This is a genomic window from Streptomyces sp. RK62 (assembly GCF_018070255.1).
Lineage (GTDB): Bacteria > Actinomycetota > Actinomycetes > Streptomycetales > Streptomycetaceae > Streptomyces > Streptomyces nigra.
This window is the reverse complement of the sequence record NZ_JAGPYD010000022.1, coordinates 74,347-96,922: the sequence shown is the minus strand read 5'-3', so window position 1 is coordinate 96,922 and position 22,576 is coordinate 74,347. Positions and strand designations below refer to the sequence as shown.

General features: G+C 71.6%; 24 protein-coding genes. 4 read left to right on the top strand and 20 right to left on the bottom strand.

Annotated elements, in window-relative coordinates; all coding sequences use genetic code 11:
* On the top strand, window positions 1-693 hold a 693-nt coding region (locus KBY32_RS32525), incomplete at its 5' end, for a TerD family protein (RefSeq protein ID WP_210982602.1).
* 67 nt (window positions 694-760) lie between these two features.
* Here the strand turns inward: KBY32_RS32525 and KBY32_RS32520 are convergent.
* The 4 genes from KBY32_RS32520 to KBY32_RS32505 form a co-directional block, all read right to left on the bottom strand.
* Window positions 761-1,783, bottom strand: coding sequence for a 1-aminocyclopropane-1-carboxylate deaminase (locus KBY32_RS32520; protein WP_210982601.1), 1,023 nt, complete (start codon window positions 1,781-1,783; stop codon window positions 761-763).
* Window positions 1,784-1,821: 38 nt separating this feature from the next.
* A complete protein-coding gene (locus KBY32_RS32515) occupies window positions 1,822-2,517 on the bottom strand; it encodes a GntR family transcriptional regulator (RefSeq protein WP_210982600.1) in 696 nt (231 codons plus the stop codon).
* An 82-nt stretch (window positions 2,518-2,599) separates the two neighbouring features.
* Entirely contained in the window at window positions 2,600-4,183 is a 1,584-nt protein-coding gene (locus KBY32_RS32510; protein WP_210982599.1) for a TROVE domain-containing protein, read from the bottom strand.
* Between the two features lie 714 nt (window positions 4,184-4,897).
* The gene (locus tag KBY32_RS32505) at window positions 4,898-6,331 is read right to left on the bottom strand and encodes a hypothetical protein (RefSeq protein WP_210982598.1); all 1,434 of its coding nucleotides are present in this window, start codon (window positions 6,329-6,331) and stop codon (window positions 4,898-4,900) included.
* Window positions 6,332-6,613: 282 nt separating this feature from the next.
* On the opposite strand from KBY32_RS32505, the gene KBY32_RS32500 reads away from it, so the two are divergent.
* The gene (locus KBY32_RS32500) at window positions 6,614-8,440 is read left to right on the top strand and encodes an endonuclease/exonuclease/phosphatase family protein (RefSeq protein ID WP_210982597.1); all 1,827 of its coding nucleotides are present in this window, start codon (window positions 6,614-6,616) and stop codon (window positions 8,438-8,440) included.
* 19 nt (window positions 8,441-8,459) lie between these two features.
* Here the strand turns inward: KBY32_RS32500 and KBY32_RS32495 are convergent, their stop codons facing one another.
* From KBY32_RS32495 to KBY32_RS32485, 3 genes are all read right to left on the bottom strand, one after another.
* The gene (locus KBY32_RS32495; protein WP_210982596.1) at window positions 8,460-9,203 is read right to left on the bottom strand and encodes an SRPBCC domain-containing protein; all 744 of its coding nucleotides are present in this window, start codon (window positions 9,201-9,203) and stop codon (window positions 8,460-8,462) included.
* A gap of 16 nt (window positions 9,204-9,219) precedes the next feature.
* Window positions 9,220-9,852, bottom strand: a complete 633-nt coding sequence (locus KBY32_RS32490; protein ID WP_115506130.1) for a helix-turn-helix domain-containing protein — start codon at window positions 9,850-9,852, stop codon at window positions 9,220-9,222.
* 74 nt (window positions 9,853-9,926) lie between these two features.
* Entirely contained in the window at window positions 9,927-10,628 is a 702-nt protein-coding gene (locus KBY32_RS32485) for an antibiotic biosynthesis monooxygenase family protein (protein WP_210982605.1), read from the bottom strand.
* Between the two features lie 196 nt (window positions 10,629-10,824).
* Between KBY32_RS32485 and dapA the strand changes: the two genes are divergently transcribed.
* The gene (dapA, locus tag KBY32_RS32480; RefSeq protein ID WP_210982595.1) at window positions 10,825-11,727 is read left to right on the top strand and encodes a 4-hydroxy-tetrahydrodipicolinate synthase; all 903 of its coding nucleotides are present in this window, start codon (window positions 10,825-10,827) and stop codon (window positions 11,725-11,727) included.
* Between the two features lie 4 nt (window positions 11,728-11,731).
* Here the strand turns inward: dapA and KBY32_RS32475 are convergent, their stop codons facing one another.
* The 7 genes from KBY32_RS32475 to KBY32_RS32445 form a co-directional block, all read right to left on the bottom strand.
* A complete protein-coding gene (locus KBY32_RS32475) occupies window positions 11,732-12,967 on the bottom strand; it encodes a WD40 repeat domain-containing protein (RefSeq protein WP_210982594.1) in 1,236 nt (411 codons plus the stop codon).
* Complete coding sequence (locus KBY32_RS32470) at window positions 12,968-13,540, bottom strand: SigE family RNA polymerase sigma factor (RefSeq protein WP_115506489.1); 573 nt, start codon at window positions 13,538-13,540, stop codon at window positions 12,968-12,970.
* Between the two features lie 146 nt (window positions 13,541-13,686).
* Window positions 13,687-13,935, bottom strand: a complete 249-nt coding sequence (locus KBY32_RS32465; RefSeq protein WP_055621627.1) for a hypothetical protein — start codon at window positions 13,933-13,935, stop codon at window positions 13,687-13,689.
* Window positions 13,936-14,228: 293 nt separating this feature from the next.
* Window positions 14,229-15,218: a 2,3,4,5-tetrahydropyridine-2,6-dicarboxylate N-succinyltransferase gene (gene dapD / locus KBY32_RS32460; RefSeq protein WP_055621438.1), complete on the bottom strand. Its 990-nt coding sequence runs from the start codon at window positions 15,216-15,218 to the stop codon at window positions 14,229-14,231.
* A gap of 94 nt (window positions 15,219-15,312) precedes the next feature.
* Window positions 15,313-15,849: a TetR/AcrR family transcriptional regulator gene (locus KBY32_RS32455; RefSeq protein ID WP_115506126.1), complete on the bottom strand. Its 537-nt coding sequence runs from the start codon at window positions 15,847-15,849 to the stop codon at window positions 15,313-15,315.
* Window positions 15,849-16,169: a multidrug efflux SMR transporter gene (locus KBY32_RS32450; RefSeq protein WP_055621440.1), complete on the bottom strand. Its 321-nt coding sequence runs from the start codon at window positions 16,167-16,169 to the stop codon at window positions 15,849-15,851. Before KBY32_RS32450 ends, KBY32_RS32455 begins: the two co-directional genes overlap by 1 nt.
* 40 nt (window positions 16,170-16,209) lie before the next feature.
* Window positions 16,210-17,058 carry an endo alpha-1,4 polygalactosaminidase gene (locus KBY32_RS32445; RefSeq protein WP_210982593.1) on the bottom strand — a complete coding sequence of 283 codons (849 nt, stop codon included), beginning with the start codon at window positions 17,056-17,058 and terminating at the stop codon, window positions 16,210-16,212.
* Between the two features lie 228 nt (window positions 17,059-17,286).
* Between KBY32_RS32445 and KBY32_RS32440 the strand changes: the two genes are divergently transcribed.
* Window positions 17,287-18,093, top strand: coding sequence for an AbfB domain-containing protein (locus tag KBY32_RS32440; RefSeq protein WP_210982592.1), 807 nt, complete (start codon window positions 17,287-17,289; stop codon window positions 18,091-18,093).
* A 67-nt stretch (window positions 18,094-18,160) separates the two neighbouring features.
* Here the strand turns inward: KBY32_RS32440 and KBY32_RS32435 are convergent, their stop codons facing one another.
* The 6 genes from KBY32_RS32435 to sufD are packed head-to-tail and all read right to left on the bottom strand — an operon-like array spanning window position 18,161 to window position 22,514.
* Window positions 18,161-18,493, bottom strand: coding sequence for a metal-sulfur cluster assembly factor (locus KBY32_RS32435; RefSeq protein WP_055621443.1), 333 nt, complete (start codon window positions 18,491-18,493; stop codon window positions 18,161-18,163).
* The gene (gene sufU / locus KBY32_RS32430) at window positions 18,490-18,957 is read right to left on the bottom strand and encodes a Fe-S cluster assembly sulfur transfer protein SufU (protein ID WP_055621444.1); all 468 of its coding nucleotides are present in this window, start codon (window positions 18,955-18,957) and stop codon (window positions 18,490-18,492) included. Before sufU ends, KBY32_RS32435 begins: the two co-directional genes overlap by 4 nt.
* Before the next feature lie 21 nt (window positions 18,958-18,978).
* Window positions 18,979-20,235, bottom strand: coding sequence for a cysteine desulfurase (locus KBY32_RS32425; RefSeq protein ID WP_055621445.1), 1,257 nt, complete (start codon window positions 20,233-20,235; stop codon window positions 18,979-18,981).
* Entirely contained in the window at window positions 20,232-20,996 is a 765-nt protein-coding gene (sufC, locus tag KBY32_RS32420; protein WP_055621446.1) for a Fe-S cluster assembly ATPase SufC, read from the bottom strand. The genes KBY32_RS32425 and sufC overlap by 4 nt, the downstream gene beginning before the upstream one ends.
* A gap of 7 nt (window positions 20,997-21,003) precedes the next feature.
* Window positions 21,004-21,333, bottom strand: a complete 330-nt coding sequence (locus tag KBY32_RS32415; protein ID WP_055621447.1) for a non-heme iron oxygenase ferredoxin subunit — start codon at window positions 21,331-21,333, stop codon at window positions 21,004-21,006.
* A complete protein-coding gene (sufD, locus tag KBY32_RS32410; RefSeq protein ID WP_115506122.1) occupies window positions 21,330-22,514 on the bottom strand; it encodes a Fe-S cluster assembly protein SufD in 1,185 nt (394 codons plus the stop codon). The genes KBY32_RS32415 and sufD overlap by 4 nt, the downstream gene beginning before the upstream one ends.
* Window positions 22,515-22,576: the final 62 nt, after the last annotated feature.

Below are 22,576 nucleotides of genomic sequence, written 5' to 3'. Positions count from 1 at the left end.
GTCGCCCCGCCCCAGCCCACCGCCCCGCCGGCCCCGCCCGTGGCGGCCGCCCCCGTCACCCCGGCCGCTCCCCCGGCCCCTCCGGCGCCGCCCGCCCCGCCCGCGCCCGGCGCCGGGAAGATCAACCTCGACAAGGGCCGCGTCAGCCTCCAGAAGAACCAGACCGTCTCCCTGATGAAGGGCGGCCAGCCCCTCCTCTCGCAGGTCAAGATGGGCCTCGGCTGGGAGCCGGCGTACCGCGGCAAGGACATCGACCTCGACGCCTCCGTCATCGCCTACGGCCCGCAGCGCAACCACATCGACAGCTGCTACTTCGGCAAGCTGCAGATCGTGAACGGCGCGATCCGCCACTCCGGCGACAACCTCACGGGTGAGGGCGCCGGGGACGACGAGGTCATCACCGTCGACCTGGGGCGCCTCCCCATGGACGTCACCGGCCTGGTCTTCACGGTCAACTCGTTCTCCGGCCAGAAGTTCACCGAGGTCGCCAAGGCGTACTGCCGGCTGATGGACGCCATGACCGGCGAGGAGCTGGTCCGCTTCGACCTCACCGCGGCCGAGCCGCAGACCGGCGTGATCATGGCCAAGCTCATCCGCCAGTTCTCCGGCGAGTGGGAGATGACGGCCGTCGGCGACTTCGTGAAGTCCCGCACGGTCCGCGGCATGGTGAAGCCCGCAGCCCAGGCGCTGTAGCGGGAGGTACGACGGTGGGGGCGCTCCCTCGTCCGGAGAGCGCCCCCACCGTCGGCCGAGCCCCGTCTCAGAACAACGCGCTGTACGCGTTCAACGCCGGCTGCCCTCCCAGGTGGGCGTACAGCACCGTGGAGTCCGGGCCGATCTCCCCGCGCCGGACGAGGTCGATCATGCCCGCCATCGACTTCCCCTCGTAGACCGGGTCGGTGACCATGCCCTCGGTGCGCGCGGCCAGCCGCATGGCGTCCAGGGTGGTGTCGTCCGGTATGCCGTAGGTGCCCGCGTGGTAGCGCTCGTCGAGTTCGACGTCCGCCTCGGTCAGCTCCCGTTCCACGCCGATGAGCCGCCCGGTACGGTCCGCGATCCGGGCGATCTGCGCCCGCGTCTCGGCCGGCTTCGCGGAGGCGTCGACGCCGACGACCCGGCGCGGACGTCCCCCGGCCTCCTCCAGCGCCGCGAACCCGGCGACCATCCCGGCCTGCGTGGAGCCGGTCACCGAGCAGACGACGACCGTGTCGAAGAAAACCCCCGACTCCCGCTCCTGCTCGGCGACTTCGTACGCCCATCCGGCGAAGCCCAGCCCGCCCAGCGGATGGTCGGAGGCGCCGGCCGGGATGGCGTACGGCTTGCCGCCGGACTCCTCCACCTCGCGCAGGGCCTGCTCCCAGCTCTCCTTGAAGCCGATGCCGAACCCGGCGCGCACCAGCCGGACATCGGCTCCGGCGAGGCGGCTGAGCAGGATATTGCCGACCTTGTCGTAGACGGCGTCGGGCCAGTCCACCCAGCTCTCCTGCACCAGCACGCACTTGAGCCCGGCGCGGGCGGCGACGGCCGCGACCTGCCGGGTGTGGTTGGACTGCACCCCGCCGATGGAGACCAGGGTGTCGCAGCCCTGGGCGAGGGCGTCGGCGACCAGGTACTCCAGCTTGCGGGTCTTGTTGCCGCCGTAGGCGATCCCGGAGTTGCAGTCCTCGCGCTTGGCCCACAGCGAGGCGCCGCCGAGGTGGGCGGTCAGCCGTTCCAGCGGGTGCACGGGGGACGGGCCCAAGAGGAGGGGGTAGCGGGCGTAGGAGGAGAGGGACGGGGACATGGGGCGCCTCCAGGGAAGGGGGTGGGTCGTCCTCGGTGTCAGCCGGAGCCCGGTCCGCCCGGTGTCTCCGAGTCGGCCACGTCGTCGGCCAGGTCGTCGGCCAGGTCCGCGAGCGTGCGCCAGATCTCCGCGGTGACGCGGACGGCGGCGTCCACGTCCCCGGCGGCGCACGCCTCGATCAGCCGTTCGTGCAGCCCGGCCGAGCGGCAGGTGCCGCCCTCCCCGAACCGCCGCCGCTCCAGGCGCCGGATCAGCGGGGTGTAGCGGGCGACCGTGGCCGCCGCCGCGCGGTTGCCGCTCACCCGGACCAGGACGTCGTGCAGGGCGTCGTCGGCCCGCAGGGCGAGGTCCACCTCGCCGTCCGCGACGGCGGCGGCGAACCGCGCGTTGGCGGCCCGCATGGCGTCCACGTCCGCGCCGGTCAGCCGGGGCACGGCGACCCTGGTGACCAGTTCGTGCATGGCGCCGACGACGGCGGCCGCGTCCCGGACGTCGGCGGCCACGAGGGGTGTGACCCTGGTGTAGCTCTGCGGCTTGCTCTCCAGCAGCCCCTCGTCCACGAGCCGCGAGAACGCCTCGCGCACCGGCGCCCGGGACAGCCCGAGCCGCTCGGCGAGGTCGGCGTCGCGCACCACCGCGCCGGGCTCGATCTCCCCGGCCACGATGGCGTCCCGGATCGCCTCGTACGCCCGGTCGCGCAGCAGGGTCCGGCCGACGGGTCGTATGGCCCCCATGAACTGAAATGTTAGATGTCAGTCCTACGAACGGACAAGGGTACGGCCCGCACCCTCTGAGGAGTACGGGCCGTATCAGTCCCTAGGCCGCCCAGGGCCAGTCCGCGTCCCGGGCGCTCTCCAGCAGCGGCACCATCCGGAACGCGGCGTCCGACAGTCCGCCGAACGTGTGCCGGTTCCCCGTGCCCGACGGGCCGTGGCCCGCGCGGTAGCCGGCGAGGTTCCAGGTGTAGACCGGCACATCGGCCGGGACCTGCTCGGTCGGGTCGCCGTGGTGGCTGGGGGCGTACTGCTCGTCGGTGACGATCAGCACCCGGTCGTGCCTGCGGTAGTGCGCGCGGACGGCCCCGGCGGTGTCGGTGCCGCCCAGGTCGCCGAAGCGGCCGAGGATCTTCAGCACCGACTCGCCCGCGCGGAACGGCACGGCGGCGCTGGTGGAGCCGAACTCCACCAGGTCGGCCTTGCGGGCGCGCAGCGCCAGCGCGGTGCCGAAGATCGCCGCCGCGTCGGCGCGGTTCAGCTCGGAGCGGTCCGACAGCCGCGACCAGAACATCGAGCCCGAGCGGTCGACGAGGATCAGCGTCCGGCCCGGCAGGGCGGGCACATTGGCCAGCGAGTGGCCGAGCGCCTGCTCCAGCGGGTACGCCCAGCGCAGCGAGGGCGCGTGCCGGTACGCGGCGAGGTACCGGAAGGGGAACTGCCGCGACCGCGCGACCTCCGCCGGGTCGCTGATCCGGGCGGCGACCCGGGCCGCCACCTCGTCGCTGACGCCGGCCTCGTCGAAGTTGCGCAGGTTCCGTACGAGCGCCATCACACCCATGGACGGGATGACGGCCTCCCAGGCCGCCTTGTCCATGGGGCCCTGGAGCCAGCCCGCGAGCGCCTCCCAGGTCATCCCGGCCGCCGCCAGCCGCTCGGCGCCGCCCTCGGACGTGACGAGCGCGCGCCGCTGTCCGACCGGCACCGCCATCAGCTCGCGGTGCGCGGTGAGCACGGCGTCCGACACGGGCGGCACGGCCGTCTCCGGGTGGTGCCGGCGGTCGAGCGCGTACCGGAACAGCTCGCCCTGCCACGGCTTCGCCGGGTCGGGCGCCGCGTGCGTCAGGTTGAGGATGTCGCCGAAGCGGTAGCCCTTGGACGCGGTGTCGTACTTCAGCAGCGACTTGCCGCTGTAGAGACGGCGTACGGCGTCGGCGATGCCGCGCTTGACGGGCTTGGGCACATTGCGGCCGTAGGTCGCGGTCCAGTAGGCGAGCAGCTCGCCGGGTTCGTCGGGGCGGCGCAGCACCGAGTCGACGACCCGCCGGTTGGCGGGGCCGTCGCAGGCGCCCGCGTCCAGGCGGGCCTTCACATACTCGGCCGCGCCCACGAGGGCGGCCGTACGGAGGTTGCCCTCGGTGCGCAGCCAGCCGAGCAGGCCGGCCGTCCACTCCGGGTCGCTGACGGCGAGTTCGCGCACGAGCGCGGCGAACCGGTCGTCGCGGTCGGCACCGCTCTCGTAGAAGGTCTTCTGCGAGACGAAGTTGGCGACCGCGAGCAGGAACAGCTCGGAGCGCGCGTCCCGCTCGCGTCCCCGGCCGCCCTCAAAGGTGCGCAGGACACGGCCGGTCGACGTCACCCGCGAGGTGGGCTGCGCCTTGGCGGCCCGCGTGTTGAATCGCGCCATGATGGAATTCCCCCTCTTTTTGCTGCTGCCTTCGTGAAGAAAGGCGCGGCAGAAGGAGGGTGCCCGAGGAATGAATCGGCTGCGGTCCTTATCAACTGGCGCGTCTTCCGTTCCGCCACACCGGCCCTGAGCCGATGACGGGATTCGAACCCGCACGGGGGATTTCCCCCACCAGTTCCCCGAAGTATCCGCCGCCTGCGCACCGGGCACCCACCATGAGCTGCGCCTCCCGAGATCCAGGGCCTTTCGTTTGGATCATCCCGGCGTCGCGGCGCCTGGCACGCGCATCTGCGGCGTTGTCGTCACTCGCCGACGCTCCGCGTCGACTCGCTCCTCCGCCTTGCAGCTGCACGCACCAGACCCCGCTCGGGCACATCACCATGTCCTGTCGGCCACAGCCGGACTGATCCAAACAAAAGGCCCTAGTTGGCCGCGGTCGGGATTCTTTGGAAGAGAAGTAACCGCGGCCGGCGCACCGGGAGGTGCGTGAAGTTGTGGTGTCCAGAGATCGAAGTCGGCGGAACCGACAAGGTGCTCTCACCCCTGAGCTACACCGGCGCGTAGTGCCGGCGGCGGGACTCGAACCCGCGACCGCCCCATTATCAGTGGAAGTAGGTCCTGCCTTCGCACCTGGACGTTCATCACTGTAGGGAGTGGCCGCGGGAGAGAGCGAGCGAATTAATCACGGCGCCATCATCTTCAAAAAAAGGGTGGTCAACTCCCCTGCTGCGACCGCGCCTTGAACGCCGCCTTACGGGCCTCCTTGGCCACCTTCTTGTCCGGGTGCAGCCGGCCCATCGCCTCCAGGACGTCCGCCGTGGCCGGGTGCCCGACCCGCCACACCTTGTCGAAGAAACCGCTGTGCTGGGCGGCCAGGCCCTCCACCAGCGCCCGCAGCTCCTCGGAGTTCCCCTCGGCCGCCAGCTGTGCCGCGAGGGTGTCGATGGTCAGCCAGAACACCAGTTCCTGAGTGGGCGGCGGGACGTCGGTGAAGCCCGCCTCGGACAGCCAGACCCGGGCCAGCCCGCCCAGTTCGGCGTCGTCGAGGACCTCCCGTAGCGCGGGCTCCGCCTCGGCGCCCACGAGCGACAGCGCCTGCTGGCAGCGCAGCCGGCGCAGCGACGCCCCCTCGTCCAGGCCCTTGGCGGCGGACAGCAGCTCCCGGGCGGCGGGGAGCGGTTCGCGGCGGGCCAGCCACTGCTCGGTCTCGGCCTGCGCGGCGCTCTGCGGATAGCCCGCGGTGCCGTCGAGGAGCGTCTCGGCGCCCTTGTCCGCGAGGTCGCCGACGGCGGGCGCGTCGAAGCCGGCCTCCAGGAAGCGGGCCCGCAGCCCGTACAGCCCGAGCGGGGTGAGCCGGACCATGCCGTAGCGCGAGACGTCGGTGTCGTCGACGCCGGCCGCGGGCTCCTCGGCGCCGTCGGCGTCCGCGAGCAGCGCCTCGTCGACCGGCTGGTACGCGACGAGACCGGCAGGCTCCAGCAGCCGGAACTGGTCGTCCAGCCGCATCATCGCGTCGGACACCTGCTCCAGCACGTCGTTGGTGGGTTCGCTCATGTCGCTGGGCACGATCACGGAAGCGGCGAGGGCCGGCAGCGGCACCGGGCCGCCCTGGGGGCCGTCCTCGCCGACGGTGAGCAGGTACAGGTTGCCGAGGACGCCGTCGAGGAACTCGGCCTCGCCCTCCGGATCCCAGTCGAGGGAGGACAGGTCGACCTCTCCCCCGGCCTCCATGGCGTCGACCAGATCATCGAGATCGGGCACGCTGGCGTCGGCGAGCGCCGTCTCCAGCGCGGCGAGCCACACCGCGAGGACGTCCTGCGGGGTGCCCCGGGTCAGCAGGTCCAGGTCGGCGCCGGCGGTGACCGTGCCGGCCTCCTCGTCGACGACCTCGACCAGTCCGGTGTCGACGGCCACCCGCCAGGCCTCGCTCGTGTGCGCGGCGGCGTCGTCGCCGCTGAGCCCGAGCACCTCGGCGGCGGCGGGCAGTTGCTCGTCGACGAGGCCGCCGCCCGCGTCGACCCGGGTGTCCGGGCCGGCCCAGCGGGCCAGCCGTGCGGCACGGGAGAGCAACGGCGTGGACAGCGCGTCCCGCGCCAGCTCCGCTTCGGGGTGCAGCCGTACCGGCGGCAGGGGGGAGCTGTCTGACATCGGCTGGTTCTCCTAGGACTTGCGCGGCCGTACCCGTCACGGTTCAGCCGCTCAGCCTAGACGGATATCCACCCATGCCGCCCGGTTCATCTCCCCGCAGGAGGGCGTACATGGCCGAAACCTTGACAAGTGACATGACCAGCAACGAGATTACGCGCGTAGAAATTTGGCGGACATCTGTTCACTGGATTTCTACGCGCGTCGCCGCACCGCCGGTCGCGCCTCCAGCGTTGCCCGCACCACCCTCGTCCCGGCGCCCACGCATGTCCCCGGAGGGATCCCTTGCCGAGCAAGAAGTCCGCGCGTCTCGCCGCGCTCACCGTCGCCGCCGTCTGTTCCGCGGCGTCCACCGTCGCCCTCACCGCTCCCGCCCACGCGGACACCGTCGCCATCCACGACATCCAGGGCACCACGCGCATATCCCCGTACGCCGGCCGGCAGGTCACCGATGTGGCCGGAATCGTCACCGGTGTGCGCGGCTACGGCTCCTCCAGAGGCTTCTGGATGCAGGACCCGAATCCCGACGCCGACCCGGCCACCAGTGAGGGCGTGTTCGTCTTCACCAGTTCCACCCCGAAGGTCGCCGTCGGCGACTCGGTCCTGGTGGCGGGCACGGTCACCGAGTTCGTGCCCGGCGGCGCCTCCTCCGGCAACCAGTCGGTCACCGAGATCACCCGTCCCACGGTGACCGTCGTCTCCAGCGGCAACGCGGTCCCGGCCGCCCGGGTCGTCGACGCGAAGTCGGTGCCGGCCGCCTACAGCCCGGCCGGCGACAGCGCCGCGGGCGGCTCCGTCAACGGCCTCACCCTGCGGCCCGCCGAGTACGCCCTGGACTTCTACGAGTCCCTGGAGGGCGAGAACGTCCAGGTCGCCGACACCCGCGTGGTCGGCGCCACCGACCCGTACACCGAGCTGTGGGTGACGGTGAAGCCGAGCGAGAACGCCTCCCGCCGCGGCGCCACCGTCTACGGCTCCTACGACGCGCAGAACACGGGCCGGCTGCAGATCCAGTCCCTGGGCAAGCCCGCCGACTTCCCCGTCGCGAACGTCGGCGACGTCCTCGAGGGCACGACGTCCGGCCCCCTGGACTACAACCAGTACGGCGGCTACACGCTGGTCGCCAACGAGATCGGCACGCTCAAGAGCGCCGGTCTGGCCAAGGAGACCACGCACCGGCAGGCCCGCACCGAGCTCGCGGTCGCCACGTACAACGTGGAGAACCTCGACCCGTCCGACGCCACGTTCGCCGCGCACGCCTCCGCGATCGTGAACAACCTGCGCTCGCCCGACATCGTGTCGCTGGAGGAGATCCAGGACGACAACGGCGCGACGAACGACGGGACGGTCTCCGCCGGTCAGACGCTGGCGAAGCTGGCGGACGCGATCGTCGCCGCGGGCGGCCCCCGCTACGACTGGCGCTCGATCGACCCGGTGGACGGCGCCGACGGCGGCGAGCCGGGCGGCAACATCCGCCAGGCGTTCCTGTTCAACCCCGAGCGGGTCTCCTTCACCGACCGCGCGGGCGGCGACGCGACCACGCCGGTCGGCGTCACCAAGGTGCGCGGCAAGGCCGCCCTGACGGTCTCCCCCGGCCGGATCGACCCGGCGAACGCCGCCTTCGCCAACAGCCGCAAGCCGCTGGCCGGCGAGTTCGTCTTCCGGGGCAAGACCGTCTTCGTGATCGCCAACCACCTCAACTCCAAGGGCGGCGACCAGGGTCTGACCTCGCAGTACCAGCCGCCGTCCCGGAGCTCCGAGGTCCAGCGCCATGCGCAGGCGGCTGCGGTCCACGGCTTCGTCGAGGACGTCCTGAAGACGCAGAAGAACGCGGACGTCATCGCCCTGGGCGACATCAACGACTTCGAGTTCTCCGACACCGCGAAGATCCTCGAGGACGACGGTGTGCTCTGGTCGGCGATCAAGTCGCTGCCGAGGAGCGAGCGTTACTCGTACGTCTACCAGGGCAACGCCCAGACGCTGGACCAGATCCTGGTCAGCCCGTCGATCCGGCGCGGCTGCGACTTCGAGTACGACAGCGTGCACATCAACGCCGAGTTCAACGACCAGATCAGCGACCACGACCCGCAGGTGCTGCGGTTCCGTCCGTGATCCGGTAGTCCAGTCGGGTTCAGGGCTGGCTGAACGCGCCGTTCAGCCAGCCCTTCCACGTCTCCTCGTCCGCGGCGGCGTCGGCGCTCGGCGCGAAGTCGTGCACGGACATGCCGACGACATGGCCCCAGTGGTTGCGGCCGAAGAAGCGCAGCAGCGCGTCGTCCGTGCGCAGCCCCAGGAAGTACGGGTCGCGGTGGTCGACGACGGCGTCGATCACCTGCCCGCCGGGACCGGTGACCCGCACCCGCGCGCCCTCGGCCGTGTCGTCGGCGAGGCCCAGCGCGCGGCCCACGGTGACGAGGGCGTCCGGCGCCTTGGCCGCCTCGGGCCCGTCGAACGTGGCGAAGGCGGTGATCGGCCGGCCCCGGAAGACCGTGAGGTACTGGCGCAGGGTGTGCAGATAGAAGTCGGTGTGGCGGCTCGCGCCGTCGTACTGGTTGTCCCAGTCGTCGACGAAGATCCCGCTGTGCACATAGCGCACCCAGGCGCGGCGGCCCTCGTCGCGCGGCTCGACGGTGTAGTCGAGCTGGTTGAGGGTCTGCTCGGAGATCCCCTCGACGTCCTCGACACGGTTGGTGTAGCGGTGCGGCGGGTCCCAGACGGTCACCTCGGAGCCGAACGGCCCCTTGCCGCCCGTACGGGGCTCGGGCGGCTCCATCGGCCAGAGCCAGCCGCCGGTGCCGGCGGTCACGGCCTCCCACACGTCCTCGGGCGTGGCGTCGACCTCGAACTCGCGGGCGATCTCGAATTCCTTCGGCATGACGGTCTCCTGGGTACTACGGGGTCGGTTCCGGGCCGGACACGGGCGCGGGCCCGTCGGCCCCGGTGGGCTTGAGCGTGGGATGCAGGGCCACGACGATCCGGTGATCGCGGCCGCTCTCGGCGCCGGGCGCGTCGTACTTCCGGATCAGCGCGCTCACTCCGGCGGTCAGCTCCTCGACGAACGCCGCCCGGTCGGCCGCCGAGGCGAAGCGGACCTCGCCGTCCAGCGCGTAGGTGGCCAGCCGCTTGCGGGCCTTGGCGGCCCCGGTGACGAGCGAGCCGACGTCCCGGACGAGCCGGGCGCCGAGCGCCAGCAGCCAGCGGGCGGAGAGCTGGTCGCGGAAGCGGTCCGGGTCGGGCTGCACGGACGCCAGCGCGAGCGGGGAGATCACGTACGACGCGGCGGTCGCGCGCATCAGCCGCTCGGTGACATTGCCCTTGCGGCGCTCCCCGGCCAGCTCGACCAGGCCGTGCCGCTCCAGGGCCTTCAGGTGGTAGTTCACCTTCTGGCGGGGCAGGTCGACCTTTCCGGCCAGCATCGCGGCCGACGCGGGCCCGGCCGCCAGCTCGGCGAGCAGACCGGCCCGGATGGGGTCCAGACAGACGGCTGCGGCCTCGGGGTCCTCGATCACGGTGACGTCCAGCATGCGTCCACCGTCTCACCGAAAACTTTTTTTGTCCAGGCGATTTGAGTTTTCGGTGAGTCGGCCCCTCGGCGGGCTCAGCCGGGGATGAGCCCGAGCGCGTGGTCGTACCGGCTGACGGTGCTGCCCTTGAGCCCCGGCCAGGTCTGCACACGCCGCCACAGCTCGGTCGCCGAGCCGATCCCGTCACCGGGTGCGGCCAGCGCGTCGACATGGGCCTGTGCGGTCTCCCACTCGGCGTAGTTGAGGACCCGGGTGCCGTCGGTGGAGAGGTGGAAGTGGGCGGAGATCCCCCCGGGGTGCGGGCGCGGCTCGGCCTCCAGCGCCTCGGTGACGGCGTCCACCCAGGCCCGCCGGCGGTCCGGGTCAGGCCCCTCGAACTCGATGTCGACGATCACGACACAGCCGGGCACCCGGGTGTCGTCCGGCCGGGCCAGGCTGCGGTGGTGCCGGAAGTGCCCGAGCCCGAGGCGCTCGATCCCGGGGACGGCGGTGTCGATCTCGTCGACCCGCTCCTGGCGGTGCGCCTTGACGAAGGCGTCGTAGTCCTGCGGGCTCCGCCACTGCGAGTAGTGCAGCAGGGTGGAGCCGTCGTGCCCGGTGTAGACGTGGTATCCGAGCAGGCCTCCGGCAGGCCAGGGCCGCCGCTCCCACGCCCCGGCGATCGCCTCGACGGCCTCCCTCTGCCGCAGCGGTGTCCCCACCCGCCAGGTACTGAAGAGGGCGGCGCCGAGGTCGGGACGGGCGGGGTCGGGCTGGTTCTCGGTACGGCGGGTCATGACGGCCTCCGGGTGGTCGTGAACGCGGGCGGTCACCCGCGGACACCACCTTTCGACCTCAAGCTCGGTCGAGGTCAAGTGCGGCCGACTGCCGGCCAGTTGGACGGGCCCCTCGACAACCCATCAGCACCGCTTACCAATACCTCGTAGATAAATTAAGTGGAGCTACACGATTGCGCCTGCCGAGACTACTTCCATGACGACTGCCGACACCTCCGCCGCCGCGCCCTTCGGCCGCGCCCTGTGCGCCATGGTCACCCCGTTCACGGTGGAGGGCGCGCTCGACCTCGACGGCGCCCAGCGGCTCGCCGGGCGGCTGGTGGACGAGGGCTGCGACGGGCTGGTGCTGTCCGGGACGACCGGCGAGTCCCCGACCACCTCCGACACCGAGAAGGCGGACCTGATCCGGGCGGTACGGCAGGCCGTGGGCGACCGTGCCTCGATCGTCGCCGGCGTCGGCACCGCCGACACCCGCCACACGGTCGAACTGGCCCTGGCCGCCGAGAAGGCGGGCGCCGACGGTCTGCTGGTGGTCGCCCCCTACTACAGCCGGCCCCCGCAGGACGCCGTGGAGGCGCACTTCCGGGAGGTCGCCGACGCGGCGGGACTGCCGCTCGTCCTCTACGACATCCCCGGCCGCACCGGCACCCGCATCGAACCGGAGACGATGCTGCGGCTCGCCGGGCACCCGAGGATCGTGGCGGTGAAGGACTGCTCGTACGACTTCCTGGGCGCCCAGAAGGTCATCGGCCGCACGGGGTTGGCGTACTACGCCGGTTGCGACGAGCACATCCTCGCCCTGCGTGCCGTGGGCGGCACCGGCTATGTCAGTACGGTCGCCAATGTGATTCCGCGTCATCTGCGGTCGGTGCTGGACGCGTTCGAGGCGGGCGACACCCCCGTGTCCGCCCGCCTCCAGCAACGCGCCATCCCCCTCATCGAGCTGATGATGAGCGCCGGACTGCCCGGAGCCGTCACCGCCAAGGCGCTGCTCGGCGCCCTCGGTCTGCCCGGCGGCCCGGTCCGCGCCCCGCTGCGGCCCGCCGGCCGGGAGGCGACCGACGGACTGCTGGCGGCGTACGAGGAGCTGACCCGGTAGTAGCTCACCGGCGGACGAACACCGGTTCCCAGCCCTGCTGTTGCATGTCCTTGTCGGGTTCACGGACGCCGCTGAGGGGGACGACCTTGTCGCTGCCGAGGGTGACCAGGACCAGCCGGGGCCGGTACGGCTCGTCCAGCCCGGTCACCCGCTCCCAGGCGATGAGCCGCTTGTCGTCGGCCCAGGCGAGCAGTTGGGCGCCGCGCACCTTGGTGACCTCCTTGCCGGTGCGGGAGTCGAGGATCGAGGAGTAACTCCGGCCCGGGGAGCCGTCGACCTCCCTGGAGAGCCCGAGCGCGGCGAGCCGGCCGTCCGGGGACAGCCGCGCGGGGACGTCCGAGCGCAGATGCTGCTCCCCGGCCGGGGCGGCGGTCTTGGCGCCGTCGAGGGAGTAGAACTGCTGGAGTCCGTCACGGCCGCCGATGTACTGCGCGTACACGCGATCGCCGGCCCGGCTGAACGAGAAGTCCTGGCGGGCGTTGATGGTGCGCTCGGGTGAGACGGCGCTCCAGGAGCCCGTGCCCTGCGCCACGTCGAGGACGTAGAAGCCGGACCGGCTCGACCGGCCGTACGCGGAGGTCCACTCCCACACCGGCCCGTCGGGACCGTTCATCTTCTCCTTGGTCCGCAGGTCGGGGTCCTCCTTGTACGTCGTCGCCACGAGCCTGCTCCCGTCGTGGCTGAACGCGAGGCCGCCGACGCCGTGCTGGACCGGGATCCAGCGCTCGACGCGGCCCGACGCCAGGTCGAGCAGGCCGATCCGCTGGGCGGGCAGCCCCCGTTCCAGCACGGCGGCCGTCTTCAGTCCGGGCGCGACGGCGACGTACGACCAGCGGGTGTCCTTCTTGTAGGTGCCGGTCTTCGTGTCGAGCAGCCAGTACGTGCGCTCCATGGTGCCCCGCTTCGCGGACTCGGTGCGCAGCTCGGTGGTGTAGTGGGCGGCGAGCACCGTCTCGCCGGCGCCGATCGCCTCGCGGGGCGGCGACTGGTCCGGGTGGGCCTGGACGCCGTCCTGCCGCAGGCCGACGGCGGGGCGGGTGTCCGGCTCTCCGCCGCCGAGCAGGGGCACGGCGACCGCGATGCCGACCACGGCCGCGGTGGCCGCCGCGACGGAGGCGGTCCGGCGGGTGCGGCGGCGCCGGCGGGCCGTGAGCACCCGGTCGGCGAAGCCCGCGTCGGCGGGCGGCTGTTCGCCGGCCTGCTCGCGCAGGGAGTGGCGTACCAGGTCCTCGACGTTCACTTAACGCACCTCCATCGGGGAGAAGTCGCGGGACGGCGCCGGCCGGGCGCCGGGCGTGCCGGGCGCCTCGGAGCCGAGGGCGCGCAGCTCGGGGGCGAGGGCACGCAGCCGGGCGAGCGAGCGGTGGGTTGTGGACCGTACGGTGCCGACCGAGCAGCCGAGGATGCGGGCCACGTCGGCCTCGGGCAGGTCCTCGAAGTAGCGCAGCACCAGGACGGTGCGCTGGCGCGGGGTGAGCCGGGCGAGCGCGCCGCGCATCAGCAGCCGCAGTTCGGCGGCGGCGGAGGTGTCGTCCGGACCGCTCCCGTGCTCCGGGGGCTCGGCGACGGTGAGTTCGCGCCGGCGCCACTTCAGCCGCCAGCGGCTGATCTGCTGCCGGTACAGGATCTGCCGTACGTACGCCTCGGGTTCGTCGATGCGCTGCCAGCGGCCGGCGGCCTTGATCAGGGCGTTCTGCAGGAGGTCCTCGGCGGCGTGCCGGTCGCCGCCGCTCAGCAGCACCGCGGTCTTCAGCAGCGCGGACGACCTGCTCGCCACGAACTCCCGGAAGCCGTCCTCAGCTTCGGCATCCATCGTCACCTTCTCTTCCCCCGGACGGACCGGACGTCCGCCCCTCCTGCTCCCTGTGACGCGCGCGGACCGCCGCCGCTATGCCACCCCAGGCGAAAAAAGGGGGAGGGCCGAAGCCCTCCCCCTCCCTCAGCCCGGCTCGGCCCGGCTCAGCTCCAGGTGTAGCCGTCGCCCACGAGCAGGAAGTGCTCCAGCACATCCTCCATGGGGTCGTCGATCTGCCCGGTGTTGACCAGCCCGATCCGGGGCCCGTTGTGCGCCCCGCGGTTGCTCTCGTCGGCGTGGGCGTTCCCCGCGGCCAGCCCGCACATGGCCCCCGCGGCCAGCAGTCCTGCCCCGAGACGCGGCAGCCCGCGCCCCGTCCTCCTCCGTGCCGTCCTCAAACCCTCGGCCCTCATCTCATCGGTTCGGCGTCTGATCGGACCCTGTGTCCACCCGTTCATCTGCCTGCCCCGGCCGAAGGTCACGCGAAGTACCTCGTTCGTGCACGTCAGAGGGGTGACAAGAGGGGTCTCAGGCCGAGCGGAGCGCCCCGGTGGGTGACATCCGGGCCGCCCGCAGCGCGGGGTGGAGACCGGCCACCGTCCCGACGAGCACGGACACCGCGGGGCCGGCCACGACCCACCCCGGCGGCACGCCGCAGGGCAGGGCGTCGGTCGGTTCGGCGGCCTCAAGTCACCGCCGCCGGTGGTCAGTTGTGGCTGTGCAGGACCTCGTTCAGGCCGCCCCACACCGCGTTGTTCGGGCGGGCCTCGACCGTGCCCGTGACCGAGTTGCGGCGGAAGAGGATGTTGGAGGCGCCGGAGAGTTCCCGGGCCTTGACGATCTGGCCGTCGGGCATCGTCACGCGGGTGCCCGCCGTGACGTACAGGCCGGCCTCGACCACGCACTCGTCGCCCAGCGCGATGCCCACGCCCGCCTCGGCGCCGATCAGGCAGCGCTCGCCGATGGAGATGATGACGTTGCCGCCGCCGGACAGGGTGCCCATCGTGGAGGCGCCGCCGCCGATGTCCGAGCCGTCGCCCACGACGACGCCCGCGGAGATGCGGCCCTCGACCATCGACGTGCCGAGCGTGCCGGCGTTGAAGTTGACGAAGCCCTCGTGCATGACCGTCGTGCCCTCGGCGAGGTGCGCGCCCAGGCGCACCCGGTCGGCGTCGGCGATCCGCACGCCCTTGGGGGCCACGTAGTCCGTCATCCGCGGGAACTTGTCGATCGAGGTCACCTGGAGGTGCAGGCCCTCGGCGCGGGCGTTCAGGCGGACCTTCTCGACGTCGTCCACGGCGACCGGGCCGAGGGACGTCCACGCCACGTTGGCGAGGAAGCCGAACTGTCCGTCCAGGCTCAGGCCGTGCGGCTTGACCAGGCGGTGGGAGAGCAGGTGCAGGCGAAGGTAGACGTCGTGCGCGTCGATGGGCTTCTCGTCGAGCGAGGCGATGACCGTGCGGACCGCGACGACCTCGACACCGCGCCGGGCGTCCGGGCCGATCGCCTTGGCGGCGCCCTCACCGAGCAGTTCCACGGCCTTCTCGGCGGACAGCCGCTCGCTGCCGGAGGGGCCGGGCTCGGCGACGAGCTCGGGCGCGGGGAACCAGGTGTCCAGAACGGTGCCGTCGGCGGCGATCGTGGCGAGGCCGGCGGCCACGGCGCCGGTGGTGCGAGGAGCAGTCGTGTCGGTCATGAGGGAAACCTAACCGGCGCGGGGCCGCCCGGGCCAACCGGCCTCCGCGGCGTCTCAGCGTACGGGCCGGACGGCCGCGCCTGAGCGGTCTCGTTCAGCGCAGCACCCGGCCCAGTACCTCGCGCGCGTACTCCTCGTCGTAGGGCACCTCCGTGAGCAGTACCTGCAGGCAGATGCCGTCCATCAGCGCCACCAGCGCCCGTGCCGTGACCGGGTCCGTGTGGCGGGACAGCAGGGCGGCCAGGGCGCCCGCCCACTCGGCGGCGACCGGGCGCAGGGCGGGCCGGCGCAGCGCGGCGAGGTACAGCTCGTACTCCAGCTCCACGCCGGTGCGGTCCCCCGCCAGCCACTCGCCCATCCAGCCGGCGAGCTCGGCGGCCAGGTCGGTCCCCGGGTCCTCCAGGCCGCCGCGCGAGGCGATCACCTTGGCGAACCCCTCGTTGGCCTGGCGCAACGCGGCCACGAGCAGGTCGTCGAGGGTCTTGAAGTGGTACGTCGTGGAGCCGAGCGGTACGTCCGCCTCCGCGGCGACCGTGCGATGACTCAGCCCGCCGATGCCCTGCGCGCCGACCACCCGGATCGCCGCGTCGATGATCCGCTGCCGTCGTTCGGGGTCGTAGCGCCGGGCCATCAGTGCGCACCGCCCAGGTTGAGCACGACCACGCCGAGGATGATCAGCGCGATGCCGGCGGCCTTGACGGCGGTCATCCCCTCCCCCAGGAACAGCACCCCGATGGTGGCGATGGTGGCCGTGCCGACGCCGGCCCAGATCGCGTAGGCCGTGCCGACGGAGACGGTCTTCAGAGTCTGCGCGAGCAGCGTGAAGGAGATCAGGTAGCCGAGGGCGGTCAGCACGGAGGGCAGCAGCCTGCTGAAGCCTTCGCTGTACTTCATGGCGGTGGTGGCGGCCACCTCGGCCGCGATGGCTCCGGCGAGCAGCAGGTATCCCATGTGTACGAGCGTACACATCAGCCGGCACCGGTACAGCGGCTCAGCAGGCACGGCGCCGGTAGCCCGACTCCCCCCGCGCCACCACGTCCAGGTCCCGCAGCACCACGGACACCCGGTCGCCCCAGTCCTCGCAGGCCGCGTCGAAGCCGTCCGTCCGGTACTCGATGTCGAAGACCCGGTCGTCGTAGGCGTCCGCGTACACGTCGCACTCGTCGTACTGCCCGCACTCCTCGGCCACCGCGAAGTCGAAGCCGATACGGCGGCCCCGGTCGGCCAGTTCGGCGGCGTTCTTCTGGCCGATCGCGAGGCCGGCGGCGTGCGCCCGGGCGGCGATCAGCTTGCCGAAGGCCACGTTGTCGGCGGCGGTCAGCAGCCCCTCGGAGCGTTCGTGCGAGTCGAGGTTGTCCGCCTCCACGGCGTCGAAGCCGGACTTCGCGCAGCCGTCGATCCACTCGCCCACGATCCGCGCGAGCCGCCCGCGCTTGCCCGGCGTGGAGATGTCCAGGACGAGTTCGTCCCAGTCACGGTCGACGACCGGGTCGCCGTCGGCGTCGCGCAGCACCAGGTCCGGGTGGTGCTCGTGCCACCAGTCGTCGGTCTCCGGCTGGGCCTGGAAGGCGTTGACGTAGCAGATGTTGTAGACGCCCTTCGCCGGTTCCGACGTACGGTCACGGGACACCGCGCGCACCCCGGCCGGGGGCCGGTAGGGACCGCCGATCTGGTAGTCGAAGGCGAGCCCCGGCTCGGGTGCCCGCACCACCCGGGGCGTGTCCGGCTCGTCACCGGAGCCACCGGAACCGGTGCAGCCGGTCACGGCCGCCCCGAGCGTGCCGCACAGGACCACGACCGCCGTCAGCCGTCGCAGGGCACGGGGGACGCGCTGGAACATGGGCGGGGCACTCCTGTCGTCACGGCGGATGATCTCCCGCCATCTTGCCGTGCGGAGGACGGCGGACGGGCCGGTACCGGGCCGTCGATCACCTTTCGGCCGTCCGTATACGCAACGTGCATGCCATCCAAGGGACTTGAGCCGCCGTATCCACTAGTGTTCCACCGTTCACCTACCTGATCCACACAGCCGCCGCCGTCGCCGTTGGACGCCGCTGGAGGAACACCCATGCCCGACAACGCATCCAGGTCACCCCAGGACCGGCCGGTCTGGGAGGACGGATGGGCGCCGGACACGTCCCGGGCGCCGGGGACGCGCCGTCTGTGGCTGGCCGGCGGGCTGGCCGTGGCGACGGTCGTCGCGTGTGCCACGGCGCTGACCGTGTCGGGGAAGGACAGCGACGGGGCGCCGACGGCGGCCACTCCCCCGCGCGTCGACGTGAGCCTCCCCGGTCTGATCTCGTTCGCCACGCCCTCGCAGACCCCTCCCGAAGGGGACAGCGGCATGGCCGCGGGGCAGGAGAAGACGCCGACGCCCACGCGGAACGAGGCCACCAGGTCGCCCACGGCGTCCCCTTCGGCCTCGGAGGAGACCGCCTCCCGGCCCCCGACCCAGGGCGCCTGGCGCTCCGTCCGCGCCGTCAACCACCCCGACCGGCAGTGGCGTGTGAGCGGCGGATCGGTGCGCCTCGACCCCGTCGGCTCGGGGCAGCGCGGCGACGCCGTCTTCCGGCTCGTCGCGGGGCTGGCCGACGCGTCCTGCCACTCCTTCGCCACCGCCGACGGCCGCTATCTCCGGCACCGTGACTTCCTGCTGCGCGCGGACCACCACGACGGCTCCGCCCTGTTCCGTCAGGACGCCACCTTCTGCCCGCGCCGCTCGCCGTACTCCGGCGCGGTCATGCTGGAGTCCGTGAACCACCCCGGCCGCTGCCTGCGGCACCGGGACTTCCGGCTGCGGCTGGACCCCTACCAGCGGGAGGGACTGTTCCTGGCGGACTCGGCGTTCCGGCTGGTCGACTCACCCGCCCCATGAGCCCCCGGACATACCTGTGGCCCCCGGCTCGGAAAGCCAGGGGCCACAAGACACGAAGCAAGCAGCCTCAGACGTTGAACCCGAGCGCACGCAGCTGCTCACGCCCATCGTCCGTGATCTTGTCCGGCCCCCACGGCGGCATCCACACCCAGTTGATGCGCAGATCGTTGACGAGGCCGTCCGTGGCGGACTTGGCCTGGTCCTCGATGACATCGGTCAGCGGGCAGGCCGCCGAGGTCAGGGTCATGTCGAGCGTCGCGTTGTTCGCGTCGTCGATGTGGATGCCGTAGATCAGGCCGAGGTTGACGACGTCGATGCCCAGTTCGGGGTCGACGACGTCGTACAGCGCCTCGCGGACCTCTTCCTCCGAGGCCGGCTTCATCTCAACGGTCTCGCTCATGCCGTCTTCCTTTCGGCGTCGGCTCCGCCCAGCACCTGGGCCGTCGCGTCCTTCCACGCCATCCAGCTGAGGAGGGCGCACTTGACCCGGGCCGGGTACTTGGAGACCCCGGCGAACGCGACCGCGTCCTCCAGGACCTCCTCCATGGCGTCGTCGGGTTCGATCTTCCCCTTGGACTGCATCAGCTCCAGGAAGGTCTCCTGGATCGTCCGCGCGTCGGAGAGGTCCTTGCCGACGAGGAGCTCGTTCAGTACGGACGCGCTCGCCTGGCTGATCGAGCAGCCCTGGCCCTCGTACGAGACGTCCTGGATCGTCGTGCCGTCGTACTTCACACGCAGGGTGATCTCGTCGCCGCACGTCGGGTTCACATGGTGCACCTCGGCGTCGCCATCCCTGAGACCACGCCCGTGCGGGTTCTTGTAGTGGTCCAGGATGACTTCCTGGTACATCGAGTCCAGCTTCATGCGATCGCTCGTCCCGTCCCGTCAGCCGAAGAAGTTCCGTACGTGCTCCAGGCCGTCCACCAGAGCGTCGATCTCGGCCGGCGTGGAGTACAGATAGAACGACGCTCGCGTGGTCGCAGGAATTCCGTAGCGCAGGCAGACGGGGCGGGCGCAGTGGTGTCCGACCCGGACCGCGATGCCCTGCTCGTCGAGGACCTGGCCCACGTCGTGCGGGTGGATGTCGCCCAGGGTGAAGGAGATCGCGGCGCCGCGGTCCTCGGCCGTGGTGGGGCCGATGATCCGCAGGTCGGGGACCTCCAGCAGGCGCTTCACCGCGTACTCGGTGAGGGCCTGCTCATGGGCGAGGATCTTGTCCATGCCGATCGAGTTGAGATAGTCGATCGCCGCGCCCAGACCGATGGCCTGCGAGATCGGCGGGGTGCCGGCCTCGAACTTGTGCGGGGCGGGAGCGTACGTCGACGAGTGCATCGACACGGTCTCGATCATCTCGCCGCCGCCGAGGAACGGGGGCAGGTCCTCCAGCAGCTCCTGGCGGCCCCACAGGACGCCGATGCCGGTCGGGCCGCACATCTTGTGGCCGGTGAAGGCCACGAAGTCGGCCTGGAGGGACTGCACGTCCAGCGGCATGTGCGGCGCTGCCTGCGAGGCGTCGATGCAGACGAGGGCACCGACCTCCTGCGCGCGGCGCACGATGGCCTCGACCGGGTTGTGGGTGCCGAGGATGTTCGACACCAGCACGAAGGAGACGATCTTCGTCTTCTCCGTGATCACCTGGTCGATGTTGGACAGGTCGAGACGGCCGTCGTCGGTGAGGCCGAACCACTTCAGCTTCGCGCCCGTGCGCTGCGCGAGCAGCTGCCACGGGACGATGTTGGAGTGGTGCTCCATCTCCGTGATGACGATCTCGGTGTCGGCGTCCACGCGGTAGGGCTCGTCGGCCCAGCCGAGCATGTTCGCCACGAGGTTGAGCGATTCGGAGGCGTTCTTGGTGAAGATCACCTCGTCGCGCGAGGGCGCGTTGATGAACTCCGCGACCTTGTCCCGCGCGCCCTCGTACAGTGCCGTGGCCTCCTCGGCGAGGACGTGCACTCCACGGTGGACGTTGGCGTTGTGCTGCTCGTAGTACTCGGAGAGCACATCGAGGACCTGGCGCGGCGTCTGCGAGGTCGCCGCGTTGTCCAGGTACACGAGCTTCCTGCCGTCGTGCAGGACGCGGTCCAGGATCGGGAAGTCCTTGCGCAGCGCCTCGGTGTCGAGGAGGCCCGGCAGCTGTGTCACGCGGATGCGCCACCCTTCACGTACTTGTCGTAGCCCTCGGCCTCCAGCTGGTCCGCGAGCTCGGCGCCGCCGGACTCGGCGATCCGGCCGTTCGCGAACACGTGCACGTGGTCGGGCTTGATGTAGCGCAGGATGCGCGTGTAGTGGGTGATGAGGAGGGTGCCGACCTCACCGGTCTCACGGACGCGGTTGACGCCCTCGGAGACGACGCGCAGGGCGTCGACGTCCAGGCCGGAGTCGGTCTCGTCGAGGATGGCGACCTTCGGCTTGAGCAGCTCGAGCTGAAGGATCTCGTGGCGCTTCTTCTCACCGCCGGAGAAGCCCTCGTTGACGTTGCGCTCGGCGAAGGCGGGGTCCATGTTGAGGCGCTCCATGGCCTCCTTGACCTCCTTCACCCAGGTGCGCAGCTTGGGGGCCTCGCCGCGCACCGCCGTGGCGGAGGTGCGCAGGAAGTTGGAGACGGAGACGCCGGGGACCTCGACCGGGTACTGCATGGCGAGGAACAGGCCGGCGCGGGCCCGCTCGTCGACGGACATCTCCAGGACGTCCTCGCCGTCGAGGGTGACGGAGCCGGACGTGATGGTGTACTTCGGGTGACCCGCGAGGGAGTAGGCGAGCGTCGACTTGCCCGAGCCGTTGGGGCCCATGATGGCGTGCGTCTCGCCCTGCTTCACGGTGAGGTCGACACCCTTGAGGATTTCCTTCGTGCCGTTCTCGACCTCGACGGTGACGTGCAGGTCTCGGATTTCAAGCGTAGCCATGGGTGCCTCAGGACTCCTGGGTGAGGGAGACGAGCACGTCGTCCCCTTCGATCTTTACGGGGTATACGGGGACAGGGCGCGTCGCGGGAAGGCCGGACGGCTTGCCGGTGCGGAGGTCGAACGCGGAGCCGTGCAGCCAGCACTCGATCTGACAGTCCTCCACCTCGCCCTCGGAGAGCGAGACGTTCGCGTGGGAGCAGATGTCGTGGATGGCGAACACCTCTCCCTCGGTACGGACGACCGAGACCGGCGTGCCGTCGAGTTCCACCCGCTTGGGGGTGTCCTCCTCCAGCTCGCTCAGGGCGCAGACGCGTACGAACGCCGGTGTGTCAGTCATCCGACCGACGCCTCCAGCTCCGTCTCGATCTTGGCGAGCAGGCGCTCCTCGATGTCGTCGACGCCGATCTGCTGGACGAGCTCGGCGAAGAAGCCGCGGACGACGAGGCGGCGGGCCTCGTGCTCCGGGATACCGCGGGCCATCAGGTAGAACAGCTGCTCGTCGTCGAAGCGGCCGGTCGCGGAGGCGTGGCCGGCACCGACGATCTCACCGGTCTCGATCTCCAGGTTCGGCACGGAGTCGACACGGGCGCCGTCGGTCAGAACCAGGTTGCGGTTCATCTCGTAGGTGTCGGTGCCCTCGGCCTTGGCCTCGATGAGGACGTCGCCGATCCAGACGGCGTGCGCGTCCTCGCCCTGCAGCGCGCCCTTGTAGACGACGTTGGACTTGCAGTGCGGGGTGTTGTGGGTGACCAGGAGGCGGTGCTCCTGGTGCTGCCCGGCGTCGGTGAAGTACAGGCCGAACAGCTCGGCCTCGCCGCCGGGGCCGGCGTACTCGACGCGCGGGTTCAGCCGGACGACGTCGCCGCCGAAGGTGACGACGACCGACTTGAAGGAGGCGTCGCGGCCCACGAGGGCGTTGTGCTGGGCGACGTGCACGGCCTTGTCGTCCCAGTCCTGGACGGAGACGACGGTCAGCTTGGCGCCGTCACCGAGGACGTAGTCGACGTTGGCGGCGAGCACGGCGTCACCGGTGTGGTCGATGACGACGACGGCCTCGGCGAACGCGCCCAGTTCGATGATCTGGTGGCCGTAGCGGACCCCGCCCTCGCCGTGCACGGCGATGCGGATGGGCTCGGTGAGGACCGTCTCCTTGGGGACGGTGACCACGCCGGCCTGCTCGAAGGCGGAGTACGCCTGGGCGGCGACGCGGTCCACCGGGGTGCCGGCCTTCCCGAGGCGGGCGTCGTCACGGCCGACGGTCTCGACGACGACGCCGTCGGGCGCCGTCACGGTGACCTTCACGCCTTCGCCGGTCGCGACGGCGGTGCCGTCGTGCAGGCCGCGCAGGCGCTCCAGCGGGGTGAACCGCCACTCCTCCTCGCGGCCGTGCGGGACGGGGAAGTCCGCCACGTCGAAGGACGGGGGCGCGCTCATGCGCGAGACGACGGTCGACTCCGCGGCCACCGCGATCGAGCCGGCGGTGGTGCTGCCCACCGGGATGTTCTGGGCCTCAGCCATGGCTGTCGGTCTGCTCTCTTCCTACGTTTACGATCTTCGGCCCGCCGCTGGGGCGGGCCGCC